This window comes from Streptomyces sp. NPDC057438 (assembly GCF_042802995.1).
In the GTDB taxonomy this organism is placed as follows: Bacteria; Actinomycetota; Actinomycetes; order Streptomycetales; family Streptomycetaceae; genus Streptomyces.
In genome coordinates this window covers 32,565-48,667 of record NZ_JBHVDD010000029.1, presented here as the reverse complement: position 1 = coordinate 48,667, position 16,103 = coordinate 32,565, and the positions used below count along the sequence as shown (strand labels likewise).

Annotated in this window: 14 protein-coding genes and 1 tRNA gene; 11 read left to right on the top strand and 4 right to left on the bottom strand. The window is 71.5% G+C overall.

Going from position 1 to position 16,103, the window contains the following annotated elements; translation table 11 throughout:
• The first annotated feature begins 10 nt into the window (after nucleotides 1-10).
• Nucleotides 11-82, top strand: a tRNA-Val gene (locus ACFU5F_RS18275).
• 38 nt (nucleotides 83-120) lie between these two features.
• On the opposite strand, the gene ACFU5F_RS18270 is transcribed toward ACFU5F_RS18275, so the two are convergent.
• Nucleotides 121-846: a 3'-5' exonuclease gene (locus tag ACFU5F_RS18270; RefSeq protein ID WP_383888015.1), complete on the bottom strand. Its 726-nt coding sequence runs from the start codon at nucleotides 844-846 to the stop codon at nucleotides 121-123.
• Nucleotides 847-1,014: 168 nt separating this feature from the next.
• On the opposite strand from ACFU5F_RS18270, the gene ACFU5F_RS18265 reads away from it, so the two are divergent.
• The 3 genes from ACFU5F_RS18265 to thrS all read left to right on the top strand — a co-directional run bounded on the left by ACFU5F_RS18265 (nucleotide 1,015) and on the right by thrS (nucleotide 5,084).
• Nucleotides 1,015-1,581 carry a DUF4365 domain-containing protein gene (locus ACFU5F_RS18265; RefSeq protein ID WP_037725663.1) on the top strand — a complete coding sequence of 189 codons (567 nt, stop codon included), beginning with the start codon at nucleotides 1,015-1,017 and terminating at the stop codon, nucleotides 1,579-1,581.
• Nucleotides 1,578-3,005: a hypothetical protein gene (locus tag ACFU5F_RS18260; protein ID WP_383888012.1), complete on the top strand. Its 1,428-nt coding sequence runs from the start codon at nucleotides 1,578-1,580 to the stop codon at nucleotides 3,003-3,005. Before ACFU5F_RS18265 ends, ACFU5F_RS18260 begins: the two co-directional genes overlap by 4 nt.
• A gap of 102 nt (nucleotides 3,006-3,107) precedes the next feature.
• On the top strand, nucleotides 3,108-5,084 hold the full coding sequence (gene thrS, locus ACFU5F_RS18255) for a threonine--tRNA ligase (RefSeq protein WP_383888010.1): 1,977 nt from the start codon (nucleotides 3,108-3,110) through the stop codon (nucleotides 5,082-5,084).
• A gap of 45 nt (nucleotides 5,085-5,129) precedes the next feature.
• On the opposite strand, the gene ACFU5F_RS18250 is transcribed toward thrS, so the two are convergent.
• The gene (locus ACFU5F_RS18250) at nucleotides 5,130-5,786 is read right to left on the bottom strand and encodes a potassium channel family protein (RefSeq protein WP_383888008.1); all 657 of its coding nucleotides are present in this window, start codon (nucleotides 5,784-5,786) and stop codon (nucleotides 5,130-5,132) included.
• A 67-nt stretch (nucleotides 5,787-5,853) separates the two neighbouring features.
• Between ACFU5F_RS18250 and ACFU5F_RS18245 the strand changes: the two genes are divergently transcribed.
• Complete coding sequence (locus ACFU5F_RS18245) at nucleotides 5,854-6,414, top strand: HIT family protein (RefSeq protein ID WP_383888006.1); 561 nt, start codon at nucleotides 5,854-5,856, stop codon at nucleotides 6,412-6,414.
• Between the two features lie 90 nt (nucleotides 6,415-6,504).
• On the opposite strand, the gene ACFU5F_RS18240 is transcribed toward ACFU5F_RS18245, so the two are convergent.
• Together ACFU5F_RS18240 and ACFU5F_RS18235 are read right to left on the bottom strand one after the other, a co-directional pair.
• Nucleotides 6,505-8,175, bottom strand: a complete 1,671-nt coding sequence (locus ACFU5F_RS18240; RefSeq protein WP_383888004.1) for a hypothetical protein — start codon at nucleotides 8,173-8,175, stop codon at nucleotides 6,505-6,507.
• 333 nt (nucleotides 8,176-8,508) lie between these two features.
• Entirely contained in the window at nucleotides 8,509-10,707 is a 2,199-nt protein-coding gene (locus tag ACFU5F_RS18235; RefSeq protein WP_383888002.1) for an elongation factor G-like protein EF-G2, read from the bottom strand.
• 218 nt (nucleotides 10,708-10,925) lie between these two features.
• On the opposite strand from ACFU5F_RS18235, the gene pgsA reads away from it, so the two are divergent.
• The 6 genes from pgsA (at nucleotide 10,926) to pdxT (ending at nucleotide 16,097) form a co-directional block, all read left to right on the top strand.
• The gene (gene pgsA, locus ACFU5F_RS18230; RefSeq protein WP_383888000.1) at nucleotides 10,926-11,666 is read left to right on the top strand and encodes a phosphatidylinositol phosphate synthase; all 741 of its coding nucleotides are present in this window, start codon (nucleotides 10,926-10,928) and stop codon (nucleotides 11,664-11,666) included.
• A complete protein-coding gene (locus ACFU5F_RS18225) occupies nucleotides 11,663-12,625 on the top strand; it encodes a phosphatidylinositol mannoside acyltransferase (RefSeq protein WP_383887998.1) in 963 nt (320 codons plus the stop codon). The genes pgsA and ACFU5F_RS18225 overlap by 4 nt, the downstream gene beginning before the upstream one ends.
• Nucleotides 12,622-13,782: a glycosyltransferase family 4 protein gene (locus tag ACFU5F_RS18220; protein WP_383887997.1), complete on the top strand. Its 1,161-nt coding sequence runs from the start codon at nucleotides 12,622-12,624 to the stop codon at nucleotides 13,780-13,782. The genes ACFU5F_RS18225 and ACFU5F_RS18220 overlap by 4 nt, the downstream gene beginning before the upstream one ends.
• A gap of 83 nt (nucleotides 13,783-13,865) precedes the next feature.
• The gene (locus ACFU5F_RS18215) at nucleotides 13,866-14,411 is read left to right on the top strand and encodes a membrane protein (RefSeq protein ID WP_037725772.1); all 546 of its coding nucleotides are present in this window, start codon (nucleotides 13,866-13,868) and stop codon (nucleotides 14,409-14,411) included.
• Nucleotides 14,412-14,633: 222 nt separating this feature from the next.
• Nucleotides 14,634-15,482 (top strand): pyridoxal 5'-phosphate synthase lyase subunit PdxS, encoded by an 849-nt coding sequence (gene pdxS / locus ACFU5F_RS18210; RefSeq protein WP_231885297.1) that lies wholly within the window; start codon nucleotides 14,634-14,636, stop codon nucleotides 15,480-15,482.
• Nucleotides 15,483-15,488: 6 nt separating this feature from the next.
• Nucleotides 15,489-16,097, top strand: coding sequence for a pyridoxal 5'-phosphate synthase glutaminase subunit PdxT (gene pdxT, locus ACFU5F_RS18205; protein WP_383887994.1), 609 nt, complete (start codon nucleotides 15,489-15,491; stop codon nucleotides 16,095-16,097).
• Nucleotides 16,098-16,103 lie beyond the last annotated feature (6 nt).

Below are 16,103 nucleotides of genomic sequence, written 5' to 3'. Positions count from 1 at the left end.
GTCCGTTCCCGGGCGATTAGCTCAGTGGGAGAGCGCTTCGTTCACACCGAAGAGGTCACTGGTTCGAACCCAGTATCGCCCACCGGGTAGAGCCGGTCCGCACACGCGGACCGGCTTCTTTCATGCCGCCGCCGGCATGTCCGGACGCAGCGGCCACGCCGGGTCCACCGCCTCCTCCGTGCCACTGCGCGCGAACCAGGCCTGCAGGCCGCGGGCCTGCGCCGCGTGCCACACGGCCTGCAGCGTGTGCAGTTCGGCGGGGGAGAGGCGGGCCAGTCGGGTCGCGAAACGCTGCCCCACCGCGCGGACGACGTCCATCGCCGCCTGGGCGTCGGCTCCCGCGTCGTGCGCGCCGTCGAGCACCACCTCGTAGTGCGCGCACAAGTCGGTGAGCGTGCGCCGGCCCTTGCGGTAGCGGTCCAGATGCTTGTCCAGGACCCGGGGGTCGAGGACCCGCAGCGGTGTCGTCTCGAACCAGCGGTCCAGCGACGACGCGCGGTGCCGCCGCAACTCACGGTCCAGCAGCGTCAGATCGAACGGCGCGTTCATGACCACCAGTGGGCGGCCGCGTACCGCCTGCTCGGCCAGCGCCCTGGCTATCTCCTCCATCACCGGCGCCGGCCAGCGGCCGTCGCGCTGCAGCCGCTCGTCCGTCAGCCCGTGCACCGCTGTCGCCGCGGCGGGCACCGGCACGCCCGGGTTCACCAGCCACCGGGTCACCCGGGGGCGGGTACCGGGCGCGTCCTGGACGACCACGGCGGCCGACACGATCCGGTCGTTCTCGACGTCCACACCCGTGGTCTCCGTGTCGAACGCCGCCAGGGGCCCCTCGTACCAACACGTCATCTGTCCACAACTCCTTGTTCACCCACGGCAGCTGACGTCCCGTCTTCTGCCAGTTTGGTGATACCCGGGCTGTTTGCGCCGTACGCCGGAAGGAGACAACAGAAGTACGGGTCTGCGCAGTTCAGCGGCTCGGTACGGGGAAACACCAGCACTGGAAGGCTGTTGGTCATGGCCATTGCGCAGCCCGAGCGGGGCGGGCTGCTGCCCGAGCACGCGGCACCGCTCCGCGGCTCCCTCGCCACCACCGCCTGCATGGAGACACTGCAGGTGGGATATCTGCACGCGGTGGCCGCGGCGGCGGGCTGCTCGCTCTCCCAGCCCTTTCCGGACAACGGCATCGACTGGCACGTCAGCCACGGCTCGCCCGGTCACACGGTCGACGACGAGGTCACCATCAAGGTGCAGCTCAAGGCCACCTACCAGCTCGCGCCGAACCCGGCGGGCCGGTTCTTCTCCTTCACCCTCGACAACCAGCACCTGGCGAAGCTGGCCCGCACCCCCGTCTCGGTGCACAAGATCCTGGTCGTGATGATCGTCCCCCGCTCGCAGGAGCAGTGGCTGCGGGCCGGCCACGACCGGCTCGACCTGCGGCACTGCTGCTATTGGATCAACCTCGCCGGACACCCGATCACCGGCCGGCGGCGCACCACCGTGCGCATACCGACCTCGCGCATCTTCGACGACCGAGCGCTCTGCGAGATCATGACGCGGGTCGGAACGGGAGGCAGACCGTGACCCACGGCCCCATCGACGACGACTCCGGCGCGCGCCGCTACGACGAGGGACCCGGACGACGGCCCCACGACGACGCGTCCGCCCGGCGCCCACACCGCGCGGACACCTCCGGCCGCCACCCCTACGCGGACGACGGGACGCCGAGCCGCCCGCAGGGCGAGGACGGCCGGACACCCCGTCCGCGCGAGGAGGGCGCGCCCGTACGCCGCCCCATCGGAGAGCCCGTACGCCGGGTGCGCCCCCACGTCGTCGAGCCCACCTGGACCCGGCCGCCCGACCCCGACCAGGTCGACCCGGCCGTCCTCGGCGCCCTGCTGCGCCGGCACGGCTGGCAGCGGCGCGGCGGAGCCGCCGGCCGGTACGGCCGCTGGACCCCGCCGGGGCCGGCCGGGCGGGGCATGAGCCTGCTCGTGCCCGAGAACCGGGCCTTTCCCGACAGCGACGACCTGCTCGGCGAGGCCCTCACGGCGCTGTCCCGCAGCGGCTCGCCCGCCGCGCGGGACGTACTGGTCGCGCTCACCGTGCCCAGCGACGAGATCCACTGGTGGCGGGACGTGCCGACCGGCGCCCTGGGCACCGCCTCCTGGGGTGTCGAGGACCAACTGCGCGCGGCCGCCCGCCAGATGCTCCTCGCGGCGGCGCTGGCCACCCGCGCGCGAGCCGGGTACTACGGCGCCCGGCACCGGCTGCCCGCCGCCGCCTCCCTGGACAGCGTCCTCGTCGGCGCCGCCCCCGGCGGCCGCCGCCTCACCGCCTTCGTCCCCGTGGCCACCGGCCGCCCCCTCGCCCTGCGCCTGCACCAGGCCCTCTACGCCGCCCGCGAGGCCATCGACTACCGGCGCGCCACCGGTGGCATGGAGGCCTTCGACGGTGCCGTCGAGGCCGGGGTCAGCCATGAGCTGACCGAGGCGCTCGTCGCCCTCGTCCGCGGCACCGAGGGCGCCCGCGTCGCCGTCGACTGGGCGCCGGCTGCCGGGGTCCCCGAGGGCGGCGCATCACCGGCCGAGCCCGTCGAGTTCTCACCCGGCGACCTGCCCGTGCTGCGCGAGGCCGGGGCCCGCTATCTGCGGGAGGAGCCCTCGATGCCGGTGCGGATCACCGGAGCCGTGGTGCGGATGCGCCGGTCCGCCGGGCGCGGCGAGGGCACCGTACGGCTGCGGGTCCTCGCCGGGGCCGCGGTTCCGCACGTCCGTATGACCCTGGACGAGGAGGCGTACCGGATCGCGGGGCAGGCGCATCTCGTGGGGCTGCCGGTCCGGGTGCGCGGGAGGCTGGAGAGCCGCGGCGGGTTCCGGCGGCTCACGGACGCCGACGGGATCGCGCCCGTGCAGGTCGACGAGGCGGAGCGGGACCGGCTGATGAAGTCGCTGCAGGAGACCGCGGAGATCACGGCCTTCTTCGAGGAGGCCTGCGGAGGGGACTGAGGTATCTGTTTCGCGAGGAGCACCCCGGGCTCGGTACGATCCTTCCCAATGGCCCAGGCCGCAGCAGACCGGCCGGGCCGCCCCTTCAGGTAGGAGAAACCGGTGTCCGACGTCCGTGTGATCATCCAACGCGATTCCGAGCGGGACGAGCGCGTGGTGACGACGGGCACTACGGCCGCCGACCTCTTCGCCGGTGAGCGCACCGTCGTGGCCGCCCGCGTGGCCGGGGAGCTCAAGGACCTCGCGTACGAGGTGCGCGACGGCGAGACCGTCGAGGCCGTGGAGATCTCCTCCGAGGACGGCCTCAACATCCTGCGCCACTCCACCGCCCACGTCATGGCCCAGGCGGTGCAGGAGCTGTTCCCCGAGGCGAAGCTGGGCATCGGCCCGCCGGTGCGGGACGGGTTCTACTACGACTTCGACGTCGAGAGGCCGTTCACCCCCGAGGATCTCAAGGCCGTAGAGAAGAAGATGCAGGAGATCCAGAGGCGCGGCCAGCGCTTCTCGCGCCGCGTCGTCACCGACGAGGCCGCCCGCGAGGAGCTGGCGGACGAGCCGTACAAGCTGGAGCTGATCGGCCTCAAGGGCTCGGCCTCCTCCGACGACGGCGCGGACGTCGAGGTCGGCGCCGGCGAGCTGACGATCTACGACAACCTGGACGCCAAGACCGGTGACCTGTGCTGGAAGGACCTCTGCCGCGGTCCCCACCTGCCCACCACCCGCAACATCCCGGCGTTCAAGCTGATGCGCAACGCCGCCGCGTACTGGCGCGGCAGTGAGAAGAACCCGATGCTCCAGCGCATCTACGGCACCGCCTGGCCCTCCAAGGAGGAGCTGAAGGCGCACCTCGACTTCCTCGCCGAGGCCGAGAAGCGCGACCACCGCAAGCTGGGCAACGAACTCGACCTGTTCTCCATCCCGGACGAGATCGGGTCCGGCCTCGCCGTCTTCCACCCGAAGGGCGGCATCATCCGCCGGGTCATGGAGGACTACTCGCGCCGCCGGCACGAGGAGGAGGGCTACGAGTTCGTCTACACCCCGCACGCCACGAAGGGGAAACTCTTCGAGGTCTCGGGCCACCTGGACTGGTACGCCGACGGCATGTACCCGCCCATGCAGCTCGACGAGGGCGTGGACTACTACCTCAAGCCCATGAACTGCCCCATGCACAACCTGATCTTCGACGCGCGCGGTCGCTCCTACCGTGAACTGCCGCTGCGCCTCTTCGAGTTCGGGACCGTGTACCGGTACGAGAAGTCCGGCGTCGTGCACGGCCTGACCCGGGCCCGCGGCTTCACCCAGGACGACGCGCACATCTACTGCACCCGTGAGCAGATGGCGGACGAGCTGGACAAGACGCTCACCTTCGTCCTGAACCTGCTGCGCGACTACGGCCTCACCGACTTCTACCTGGAGCTGTCCACCAAGGACCCGGAGAAGTTCGTCGGCTCGGACGAGGCGTGGGAGGAGGCCACCGAGACGCTCCGCCAGGTCGCGGAGAAGCAGGGCCTCCCGCTGGTCCCCGACCCGGGCGGCGCCGCGTTCTACGGCCCGAAGATCTCCGTCCAGGCGAAGGACGCGATCGGCCGTACCTGGCAGATGTCCACGGTCCAGCTCGACTTCAACCTGCCCGAGCGCTTCGACCTGGAGTACACCGGCCCCGACGGCTCCAAGCAGCGACCGGTCATGATCCACCGCGCGCTGTTCGGCTCGATCGAGCGGTTCTTCGCGGTGCTGCTGGAGCACTACGCGGGCGCGTTCCCGGCGTGGCTGGCGCCCGTCCAGGCGGTCGGTATCCCGATCGGCGACGCGCACGTGGAGTACCTGCAGAAGTTCGCCGCCGAGGCGAAGAGGAAGGGGCTGCGCGTCGACGTCGACGCCTCCTCCGACCGGATGCAGAAGAAGATCCGCAACGCCCAGAAGGCCAAGGTGCCGTTCATGGTCATCGCCGGCGACGAGGACATGGCCGCCGGTGCCGTCTCCTTCCGCTACCGCGACGGCTCCCAGGAGAACGGCATCCCCGTCGAGGAGGCCATCGCGAAGATCGCGAAGGTCGTGGAGGACCGCGTCCAGATCTGAGGCCGTACCCCGCGGCGCGGTGACGGAGGGAGGCCCCCGGAGCGTTCAGCTCGCCGGGGGCCTCCCCTCGTCCTCCCGCGCGAACACCTGGATCAGCCACGACCCGAACGACCCCGTCACCGTGCCGAGCAGGGCAAGGCCGCAGGCCATCAGGAACACGGCGATCGTCCGGCCCATCGGGGTCACGGGGGTGACGTCGCCGTACCCGACCGTGGCGAGCGTCGAGCAGGTCCACCACACGGCGTCCCCGAAGGTCAGGATCGTCGCGCCCGGTGCGTCGTGCTCCTGCTGATAGACGGCGAGGGCGCCGGTGAAGCCGAGCAGGGTGACCGAGAGACCCGCGTAGACGGCCACGCGCGCGTGCAGGGAGAGCCGGGGCCGCTCGTGGTGACGCTGTACGGCATCGTGGATCTGCACGACGCGCAGGGGCCGCAGCAGTGGCAGCACCAGCACGACGGTGTCCAGCCAGTGGACGCGTACGAACCTCGGCCCCAGCCCGCTCAGCCGCCAGCGCACCGCGTAGTCGATCGCGAAGACCACCCAGGCCAGCACCGTCACCGCGAGACAGAGGTCGAGCCAGCCCTGGGGAAGGTCGTTTGCGAGCACCCGCACCGCGTACGAGCAGAGGAAGAGGGCCGACGCTCCGGCGAGGACGCGTCCGGTGCGCTGCTCCCAGCGGAGCGCGCGGCTGTCGAGGTCCATCGGCTCAGCTTGGCCCCGCCCGTCCCGCGGCGGTACCCGCCGACACGCCGCGAACGGGCGAAGCAATATGCTGCACTGCATGACGAGTGAGCCGGAGCAGCAGATCGGAGTGGGAACGCAGGACGCGTTCCAGCGCCTGTGGACACCCCACCGGATGGCGTACATCCAGGGTGAGAACAAGCCGACCGGTCCTGGGGCCGACGACGGCTGTCCGTTCTGCTCGATCCCGGCGAAGTCGGACGAGGACGGTCTGGTCATCAGGCGCGGCGATCACGTGTACGCGGTGCTCAACCTCTACCCGTACAACGGCGGCCACCTCATGGTCGTGCCCTACCGCCACGTCGCCGACTACACGGACCTCACCGGGCCGGAGACCGCCGAGCTGGCCGAGCTGACCAAGCAGTCCATGACCGCCCTGCGCGCCGCGTCCGGCGCGCACGGGTTCAACATCGGCATGAACCAGGGCACGGTCGCGGGTGCCGGTATCGCGGCCCACCTCCACCAGCACATCGTTCCCCGCTGGGGCGGCGACACCAACTTCATGCCGGTCGTCGGCCACACACGGATCCTGCCGCAGCTCCTGGCCGACACGAGGAAGATGCTCGCGGACGCCTGGCCGACGGTGTAGCCGTCGAGGGGGCGCGGTTTTCGTCACCGGGCCGCGCCCGACAACGCACCCTCACCCCCACGCACCCCCCACCCCCAGCCGGCGCAGCGCTCACGCGTCGTAGAGGTCCGCCTTCCGCGGCGACACGTCCTGCACCGCCCCGCTGAGGAACCCGGCCCGGGAACCGAACTTCTCGGTGTCCACGCCGTTGTCCTTCAGGACCTTGATGGCGGCGTTGTGCACCACACGGAGCACCGGCGTGGCGGCGCGCAGCGCGTCGTCGGCCATGAAGCGATGCCGCCAGGGCTGGTCGGCCCAGGCGTGCCGCAGGCCGAACGGCTCGGGCAGGCCGATGGATCCACCGAGCCAGTTGAGCAGTGGCGGGTACCAGGTCAGCGGGGCGCGCGCGGAGAGCCGTACGACCTCGTCCGCGTCGACGAGGGGGAGTTTCACCTTGCGGGTCTCCCAGAACCTCAGCGACTTCTGGACTTCCTTCTCCTTGGCCGCCGGTCCGGTCGTGAACAGCCCGTGCACCGGGCCCAGGGCGTGCCCGGTCACCTCGATGCGCAGCGTCTGGTGCAGCACGGTGACCGTGACCATCATGGTGATGATCAACTGGCCGTCCCAGAGCGTCCACTGGACTCCCAGGTAGTGCCGGTTGCCGCTGCCGAAGTGCTGCTTGTTGCAGATCTCCTGTATCGCGTGGGACTTGTACTGGTAGGCGTCCACGTCGGTGCTCTCGGGCCGGGCCACGGCGCCGGCGCCCTCGCCGATGGGGCTGACGACCCAGTGCTTGATGGAGGGTGCCGTGAAACCACCGGTGTTGAGGGGGGTGCGCTCCAGCATGCGCAGCTGGTCGTGGATGGCGCGTATGACGTCCCAGCTGCGGAACGGGTGGATCTCCTTGCCGGACTCGGCCGGTACGAGATCCTCGGCGAGCTGCCAGGCGCCCCAGCGGGTGCCCATGCCGAGGATGCCCTTGGGGCCGGCATAGAAGACGAGGTTGGAACGCTGCTCGGCGCTGAGCCGGGCCAGCTCCTTGCGCAGCTGCTCGGCCTTGGTCTCGTTGGGGCTGCCGGGCACGGCCTCGGGGATCTTGGCGCCGACCCCGCCGCCGGCCAGCAGGCCGGCCCAGCGGTCCCGCAGGTCCGCGGCGGCGCGTTCGCAGATCTGCTTGGCCCAGAACCAGCCCACCACGGGCAGCACCACACAGGCTCGGGCGTACCAGCCCCAGATACCGTCGAACGGCATCCTGAGCAGGAAGATCACCGCGAGGGCGCCCACGGCGACCAGCACGGTGGTGCCGAGGGCGCCGGCGCGCTTGTCCCGCTTGGCGACCGTGGAGCGGATCTGGAAGACGAGCAGCCAGAGGAGCAGACCGGGCAGGAAGAGCAGGCCGCACAGGACCATCACCGCCGAGAGCCAGTTGTCGCGCTCCCGGCGGATGTTGTTCGCCGCGAGACAGTGCTCGACGACGACCTGCGGTTCCATGCCGAAGGACTGGATGAGGGGTTTGCGGCCCGCGCCGACCATCCGGTCCCGCACCGCGAGGGAGAACGCCTCCCCGAGGTTCGGCCGGAAGATCGTCGCCCACTTGCGGCCCGGTTTGACCGCGGACTTGTGCCAGTCGTTGTTTGCCTTGAGGATCTCCGCGATCTCGTTGTCCCGGTAGGCCGCGGACGCCAGGGCGTACGTCGCCGCGGTCTGGCCCGCGGTGCCCATCAGCGGCACCTGTGCCCCGGGAGTGAAATCGAAACTGTCCGCCACCGCCGCCGCCCCCATCGCCGCACACTCGCTCCTGCGGCTCTTCCCGACTTCCGTGCTCCGCACACCTGTTGATCAGGTCATAACCCGATCCGGGCCCGATCGAGCCATACTTGTCGATCAGGTGATCAGCGTATCCGCAGCGACGGACACCGTGCGGTGCGAAGAACGGACATTCACGGAACCCGCCGTCCGTGGACCGGCGTTGCCGCGTCATCGCCCTGTGGTGGCCCCGCGACCGTCCCGCCGACGGCGGCCGGCGAAACGGCCGGAACCGTTCGCCGGCACACCGCCGGGATCATGCCGGGGCCACACCCCGGGGACCGTATCCTCCGACGCGGCCCCGGACCGTCAGCGCTCCTTGATCTGTGCGCGGACCTTCTCGGCCACGTGGGAGGGCATCGGCTCGTGCCGCGTGTACCGGCGGCCGAACCGCGCGGTGCCGTGGGAGAGGGAGCGCAGATCGACGACGTACCGGTCGATCTCGATCTCCGGTACCTCCGCCCGCACCAGGGTGCGCCCGCCGCCCGCCTGCTCGGTCCCGACGACCCGGCCGCGCCGCCCCGACAGATCGCTCATCACGGGGCCCACATAGGAGTCACCGACCAGGACCGACACCTCGGCCACCGGCTCCAGGAGATGGATCTTCGCTTCCGTCGCGGCCTCGCGCAGCGCCAGCGCGCCCGCCGTCTGGAACGCGGCGTCCGAGGAGTCCACCGAGTGCGCCTTGCCGTCCCGCAGCGTGATCCGGACGTCGATGAGCGGATAGCCGGCCGCGACGCCCTTGGCGGCCTGCGCCCGCACCCCCTTCTCGACGGACGGGATGAACTGCCTCGGCACGGCTCCGCCGACGACCTTGTCGACGAACTCGATGCCCGAGCCGCCCGGCAGCGGTTCCACCTCGATCTCGCAGATCGCGTACTGCCCGTGCCCGCCGGACTGCTTCACGTGCCGGCCGCGCCCGGCCGACCTGTCGGCGAACGTCTCCCGCAGGGAGACCCGGTGCGGTACGACGTCGACCTGGACGCCGTACCGGCTGCGCAGCCGTTCCAGTGCCACGTCCGCGTGCGCCTCGCCCAGACACCACAGGACGACCTGGTGGGTGTCCTGGTTCTGTTCGAGCCGCATGGTCGGGTCCTCGGCGACGAGCCGGGCCAGCCCCTGGGAGAGCTTGTCCTCGTCGGCCTTGCTGTGCGCCTGGATGGCGAGCGGGAGCAGCGGGTCGGGCATCTCCCACGGCTCCATGAGCAGCGGGTCGTCCTTGGCCGACAGCGTGTCCCCGGTCTCGGCGCGGCTCAGCTTCGCGACACAGGCCAGGTCGCCCGCGATGCAGTGCGTGAGCGTCCGCTGCTGCTTGCCGAAGGGCGTGGACAGGGCACCGATCCGCTCGTCGACGTCATGGTCCTCGTGCCCCCGGTCGGCGAGGCCGTGCCCGGACACGTGCACCGTCGCGTCGGGTCGCAGCGTGCCGGAGAAGACCCGTACCAGCGAGATACGGCCCACGTAGGGGTCACTGGCAGTCTTCACGACCTCGGCGACCAGCGGTCCGTCCGGGTCGCAGGCGGCCTTGATCTCACGGGGACTGCCCTCGGGGGTGGTGACGGCGGGTGTCTCGCGCTCCAGGGGGGTGGGGAAGCCGCCGGTGACCAGTTCGAGGAGTTCGACCGTGCCGAGGCCCTGTCTCGCGCCGTCGGCGGCGGGGGCGGCGGCCAGCACGGGGTGGAAGACCCCGCGGGCGACGGCCCGTTCCAGGTCCTCGACGAGGATGGTGACGTCGATCTCCTCACCGCCGAGATAGCGGTCCATGAGGGTCTCGTCCTCGCTCTCCGCGATGATCCCCTCGATGAGCCGGTTGCGGGCCTCCTCGATGGCAGGCAACTGCTCGGGGCCCGGCTCGGACTCCTTGCGCTCCCCGGAGGAGTAGTCGAACAGCTTCCGCGACAGCAGCCCGGTCAGCCCGGTCACCGGCGCGTGCCCGTCCGGGCCCTGCGGGCCGTGCAGCGGCAGATAGAGCGGCAGTACGGCGTCGGGGTCGTCCCCGCCGAACGTCTCCGCGCAGATACGGGTCATCTCCTCGAAGTCCGCCCGCGCGGCCTCCAGGTGCGTCACCACGATCGCCCGCGGCATGCCGACCGCCGCGCACTCCTCCCACACCATGCGGGTCGAGCCGTCCACGCCGTCCGAGGCCGAGACGACGAAAAGGGCCGCGTCCGCCGCTCGCAGACCGGCCCTGAGTTCCCCGACGAAGTCGGCGTATCCGGGGGTGTCCAGAAGGTTGATCTTGTACCCGCCCCATTCGACGGGGACCAGGGAGAGCTGCACCGAGCGCTGCTGCCGGTGTTCGATCTCGTCGTAGTCGGAGACGGTGCCGCCGTCCTCCACGCGGCCCGCCCGGTTCACCGCCCCCGCCGTCAGCGCGAGAGCCTCCACCAGAGTCGTCTTGCCCGAACCGGAGTGGCCGACCAGCACCACATTCCGTACGGACGCGGGGTGGTCGGCCGCCGTAGCCCTGCCGGCGGCTCCGGGATGTGCGTTCGCCTTGTCGCCCATGGTCCTGCCTCCCGTGCACGGTGAGGTCACTGTGGGCGCGGACACGCGGATCCGCGTGCGATGGCGGCTCCGATGACGCCCGCGGTGCCTTCGAGCTTTCCACTCGCGTCACCGCGCGTCCATACGGGGGACGGGATCGCTCCCCACGGCCCGGGGACACGGCGGGCTGGTGCCCGACGGTCGTACACGCGCGCGCGTGGCTACGATGGGCCAGCCGGATGGCCAGCAGGGGCCACGCGGCGACACCGACCCTCGGGAAGGCCATGCTGAACAAGTACGCGCGTGCATTCTTCACGCGTGTCCTCACACCGTTCGCCGCGTTTCTGATCCGCAGGGGGGTCAGCCCCGACACGGTCACCCTCATCGGCACCGCCGGAGTGATCGCGGGCGCGTTGGTCTTCTACCCCCGGGGCGAGTTCTTCTGGGGCACGATCGTCATCACGCTGTTCGTGTTCTCGGACCTCGTCGACGGCAACATGGCCCGCCAGATGGGCCGCTCCAGCCGCTGGGGCGCGTTCCTCGACTCCACGCTCGACCGGGTCGCCGACGGCGCGATCTTCGGTGGCTTCGCCCTCTGGTACGCGGGCAAGGGCGACGACCTCGCCCTGTGCGCCGTCTCGATCTTCTGCCTGGCGAGCGGCCAGGTCGTGTCGTACACCAAGGCGCGCGGCGAGTCGATCGGTCTGCCGGTGGCGGTCAACGGACTCGTGGAGCGCGCCGAGCGGCTGGTGATCTCGCTGGTCGCGGCCGGTCTCTCCGGCCTGCACGCGTTCGGCGTGCCCGGCATCGAGGTCCTGCTGCCCATCGCCCTGTGGATCGTCGCCGTCGGCAGCCTCGTCACCCTGATCCAGCGCGTCGTCACCGTGCGCCGCGAGTCCGCCGAGGCCGAGGCGGAGGCGGCCGCCGCGACCGCGCAGGAGTCGCCGGACGCCACCCGGAACAGCGAGGCGACCCCGTGAGCGCTCTGCGGGAGCGGGTGACCGACGGGCTGTACGGCCTCGGCTGGGCCACCGTCAGGAAACTCCCTGAGCCCGTCGCCGTCCGCCTCGGCCGGACGATCGCCGACGCCACCTGGAAGCGGCGCGGCCCCCTCGTGCGCCGGCTGGAGGCCAACTACGCGCGCGTGGTGCCGGACGCGAGCCCCGAGCGCCTCGCCGAGCTGTCCCGCGCGGGCATGCGCTCCTACCTGCGCTACTGGATGGAGTCCTTCCGCCTCCCGGCCTGGAGCGAGGAGCGCATCAGGACCGGCGTCACCGTCAAGGACGTGCACCGCCTCACCGACTGCCTCGCCTCCGGCCGGGGCGTCGTCCTCGCCCTGCCGCACCTCGCCAACTGGGACCTCGCGGGCGCCTGGGCCACCACCGAGCTGAAGACCCCGTTCACGACGGTCGCCGAGCGCCTCAAGCCCGAGACGCTCTACGACCGCTTCGTCGCCTACCGCGAGGGCCTCGGCATGGAGGTCCTGCCGCACAACGGCGGCTCCGCCTTCGGCACCCTCGCGCGGCGGCTGCGCGACGGCGGCCTGGTCTGCCTGGTCGCCGACCGCGACCTGTCGGCGTCCGGCGTCGAGGTCGACTTCTTCGGCGAGCCCACCCGGATGCCCGCCGGACCGGCCCTCCTCGCCCAGCAGACCGGCGCGCTGCTGCTGCCGGTGACGCTCTGGTACGACGACTCGCCCGTGATGCGGGGACAGGTCCACGCACCGATCGAGGTACCCGAGTCAGGTACCCGCGCCGAGAAGACGTCCGTCATGACACAGGCGCTGGCCGACGCCTTCGCCACCGGCATCGCCGACCACCCGGAGGACTGGCACATGCTCCAGCGCTTGTGGCTCGCGGACCTGGACCCCGCCAAGAGCCCAGAAGCCGGCTTCGAGGCCGGTTCCGAGGCCAAGGGATCCGAGAAGGGACGCCCGTGAGGATCGGGATCGTCTGCCCCTACTCCTGGGACGTACCCGGGGGAGTCCAGTTCCACATCCGTGACCTGGCCGACCACCTCATCCGGCTCGGCCACGAGGTGTCGGTCCTCGCCCCCGCCGACGACGACACACCGCTGCCGCCGTACGTCGTCTCGGCGGGCCGGGCGGTCCCGGTGCCCTACAACGGCTCGGTGGCCCGCCTGAACTTCGGCTTCCTGTCGGCGGCGCGCGTACGGCGCTGGCTGCACGACGGCACGTTCGACGTGATCCACATCCACGAGCCGGCCTCCCCGTCGCTCGGCCTGCTGGCCTGCTGGGCCGCACAGGGCCCGATCGTCGCCACCTTCCACACCTCCAACCCGCGCTCCCGGGCCATGATCGCGGCGTACCCGATCCTGCAGCCCGCGCTGGAGAAGATCAGCGCGCGGATCGCGGTGAGCGAGTACGCCCGCCGCACCCTGGTCGAACACCTCGGCGGCGACGCGGTGGTCATCCCGAACGGCGTCGACGTCGACTTCTTCGCCCGCGCCAAGCCCAGGCCCGAGTGGCAGGGTGACACCCTCGGCTTCGTCGGCCGCATCGACGAACCCCGCAAGGGACTGCCGGTCCTGATGAAGGCCCTCCCGCGGATCTTCGCGGAGCGCCCGAAGACCCGGCTGCTGGTCGCCGGGCGCGGGGACGAGGAGGAGGCGGTGGAGACGCTGCCGAAGGAGCTGCGCTCCCGCGTCGAGTTCCTCGGCATGGTCAGCGACGAGGACAAGGCCCGCTTCCTGCGCAGCGTCGACCTCTACGTCGCCCCCAACACCGGGGGCGAGAGCTTCGGCATCATCCTCGTCGAGGCGATGTCCGCCGGTGCCCCCGTCCTCGCCTCGGACCTCGACGCCTTCGCCCAGGTCCTCGACCAGGGCGGCGCGGGCGAACTCTTCGCCAACGAGGACGCGGACGCCCTCGCTGCGGCCGCCGTACGCCTGCTCGGCGACCCGGACCGCCGCGCCGAACTCCGGGCTCGCGGCAGCGCCCACGTCCGGCGCTTCGACTGGTCCACCGTCGGGGCCGACATCCTCGGCGTCTACGAGACGGTCACGGAGGGAGCGGCCTCGGTCGCGGCGGACGAACGAGGAGGACTGCGGGCGCGGTTGGGGCTGGCCCGGGACTGAACGCGTGGCGGTCGCGGCGCCCGGCGTGGGGGCGCCGACGTCGTATGCGGTGGTGACGGGCGCCGGTAGTAGCCTTGCCGCCCGTGACTTCGACACTCATCTGGATCGCCGTCGTCCTCTTCGCGATCGGTCTCTATCTGAGCTGGACCGCGGGACGACTCGACCGACTGCACGCGCGCATCGACGCCGCCCGCGCCGCGCTCGACGCGCAGCTGCTGCGCCGTGCGTCGGTCGCCCAGGAGCTGGCCACCTCCGGGGTGCTGGACCCGGCCGCCTCGATCGTCCTCTACGAGGCGGCGCACGCGGCTCGGCAGGCCGAGGAGGAGCAGCGCGAGGTCGCCGAGAGCGAGCTGAGCCAGGCGCTGCGGGCCGTGTTCGCGGACGCGCAGCAGGTGGAGGTGGTTCGGGAGGCGCCGGGCGGGGAGGACGCCGCGAACGAACTGGCCCAGGCCGTCCGCCGGGTGCCGATGGCCCGGCGCTTCCACAACGACGCGGTGCGCGCGGCCCGAGCGCTGCGCCGGCACCGTAAGGTGCGGTGGTTCCGGCTCGCCGGTCACGCCCCGTTCCCGCTCGCCTTCGAGATGGACGACGAGCCGCCGGCGGCGCTGGCGGACCGGGCGACCTCGTGAGGTTGTCGCGGCCTGAGAGGGCGGCGGCACCCCCACAAAACGATCCACCGCCTCCCCATTGGCCCTTGCAGTGGCCTGCACCCCTCGCGTTTCCTCGGTGACTGCAGCGATTGCACAACCCTTCTTCCCCGAGCTTCCCCCGAGCGAGGTCAACCCGTGTCCAGCACCCTCTCCCACTCCGCCCAGACCCCCGAGACCGGCACCGCCCGCGTGAAGCGCGGCATGGCCGAGCAGCTCAAGGGTGGTGTGATCATGGACGTCGTCACCCCGGAGCAGGCCAAGATCGCCGAGGACGCGGGCGCCGTCGCCGTCATGGCCCTGGAGCGGGTCCCCGCCGACATCCGCAAGGACGGCGGCGTGGCCCGGATGTCGGACCCCGACATGATCGAGGGCATCATCGAGGCCGTCTCCATCCCGGTCATGGCGAAGTCCCGGATCGGCCACTTCGTCGAAGCCCAGGTCCTGCAGTCCCTCGGCGTGGACTACATCGACGAGTCCGAGGTCCTCACCCCGGCCGACGAGGTCAACCACAGCGACAAGTTCGCCTTCACGACCCCCTTCGTCTGTGGTGCCACCAACCTGGGCGAGGCCCTGCGCCGCATCGCCGAGGGCGCCGCGATGATCCGCTCCAAGGGCGAGGCCGGCACCGGCAACGTCGTCGAGGCCGTTCGTCACCTGCGCCAGATCAAGAACGAGATCGCCCGCCTGCGCGGCTACGACAACAACGAGCTGTACGCCGCCGCCAAGGAGCTCCGCGCCCCGTACGAGCTGGTCAAGGAGGTCGCCGAGCTGGGCAAGCTCCCGGTGGTCCTCTTCTCCGCCGGTGGCGTGGCGACCCCCGCCGACGCCGCGCTGATGCGCCAGCTCGGCGCCGAGGGCGTCTTCGTCGGCTCCGGCATCTTCAAGTCCGGCGACCCGGCCAAGCGCGCCGCCGCCATCGTCAAGGCCACCACCTTCTACGACGACCCGAAGATCATCGCCGACGCCTCCCGCAACCTGGGCGAGGCCATGGTCGGCATCAACTGCGACACCCTCCCCGAGGCCGAGCGCTACGCGAACCGGGGCTGGTAAGCACCCATGAGCGACACCCCCGTCATAGGCGTCCTGGCTCTCCAGGGCGACGTACGGGAGCACCTCGTCGCCCTGGCCGCGGCCGACGCCGTGGCCAGGCCGGTGCGGCGCCCCGAGGAACTCGCCGAGGTGGACGGCCTCGTCATCCCCGGCGGCGAGTCCACCACCATCTCCAAGCTGGCCGTCCTCTTCGGCGTCATGGACCCGCTCCGCGCGCGCGTGCGCGACGGCCTGCCCGTCTACGGCACCTGCGCCGGACTGATCATGCTCGCCGACAAGATCCTCGACCCGCGCTCGGGCCAGGAGACGATCGGCGGCATCGACATGATCGTGCGCCGCAACGCCTTCGGCCGTCAGAACGAGTCCTTCGAGGCCGCGGTCGACGTCAAGGGCGTCGAGGGCGCCCCCGTGGAGGGCGTCTTCATCCGGGCCCCCTGGGTCGAGTCCGTGGGCGCCCGGACGGAGGTGCTGGCCGAGCACGAGGGCCACATCGTCGCCGTGCGCCAGGGCAACGCACTCGCCACGTCGTTCCACCCGGAGCTGACCGGCGACCACCGGCTGCACGCGCTGTTCGTCGAGATGGTGCGCGCGAACAAGGCTGCGGAGTCCTTGTAGGATCTC

Excerpts from the sequence above, each read along its gene's own strand:
- pdxS (WP_231885297.1), top strand. The coding sequence starts at position 14,634 with ATGGCCGAGCAGCTCAAGGGTGGTGTGATCATGGACGTCGTCACCCCG.
- ACFU5F_RS18270 (WP_383888015.1), bottom strand. The coding sequence starts at position 846 with ATGACGTGTTGGTACGAGGGGCCCCTGGCGGCGTTCGACACGGAGACC.
- ACFU5F_RS18235 (WP_383888002.1), bottom strand. The coding sequence starts at position 10,707 with ATGGGCGACAAGGCGAACGCACATCCCGGAGCCGCCGGCAGGGCTACG.
- ACFU5F_RS18240 (WP_383888004.1), bottom strand. The coding sequence starts at position 8,175 with ATGGGGGCGGCGGCGGTGGCGGACAGTTTCGATTTCACTCCCGGGGCA.
- pgsA (WP_383888000.1), top strand. The coding sequence starts at position 10,926 with ATGGCCAGCAGGGGCCACGCGGCGACACCGACCCTCGGGAAGGCCATG.
- ACFU5F_RS18265 (WP_037725663.1), top strand. The coding sequence starts at position 1,015 with ATGGCCATTGCGCAGCCCGAGCGGGGCGGGCTGCTGCCCGAGCACGCG.
- ACFU5F_RS18245 (WP_383888006.1), top strand. The coding sequence starts at position 5,854 with ATGCTGCACTGCATGACGAGTGAGCCGGAGCAGCAGATCGGAGTGGGA.
- pdxT (WP_383887994.1), top strand. The coding sequence starts at position 15,489 with ATGAGCGACACCCCCGTCATAGGCGTCCTGGCTCTCCAGGGCGACGTA.
- ACFU5F_RS18250 (WP_383888008.1), bottom strand. The coding sequence starts at position 5,786 with ATGGACCTCGACAGCCGCGCGCTCCGCTGGGAGCAGCGCACCGGACGC.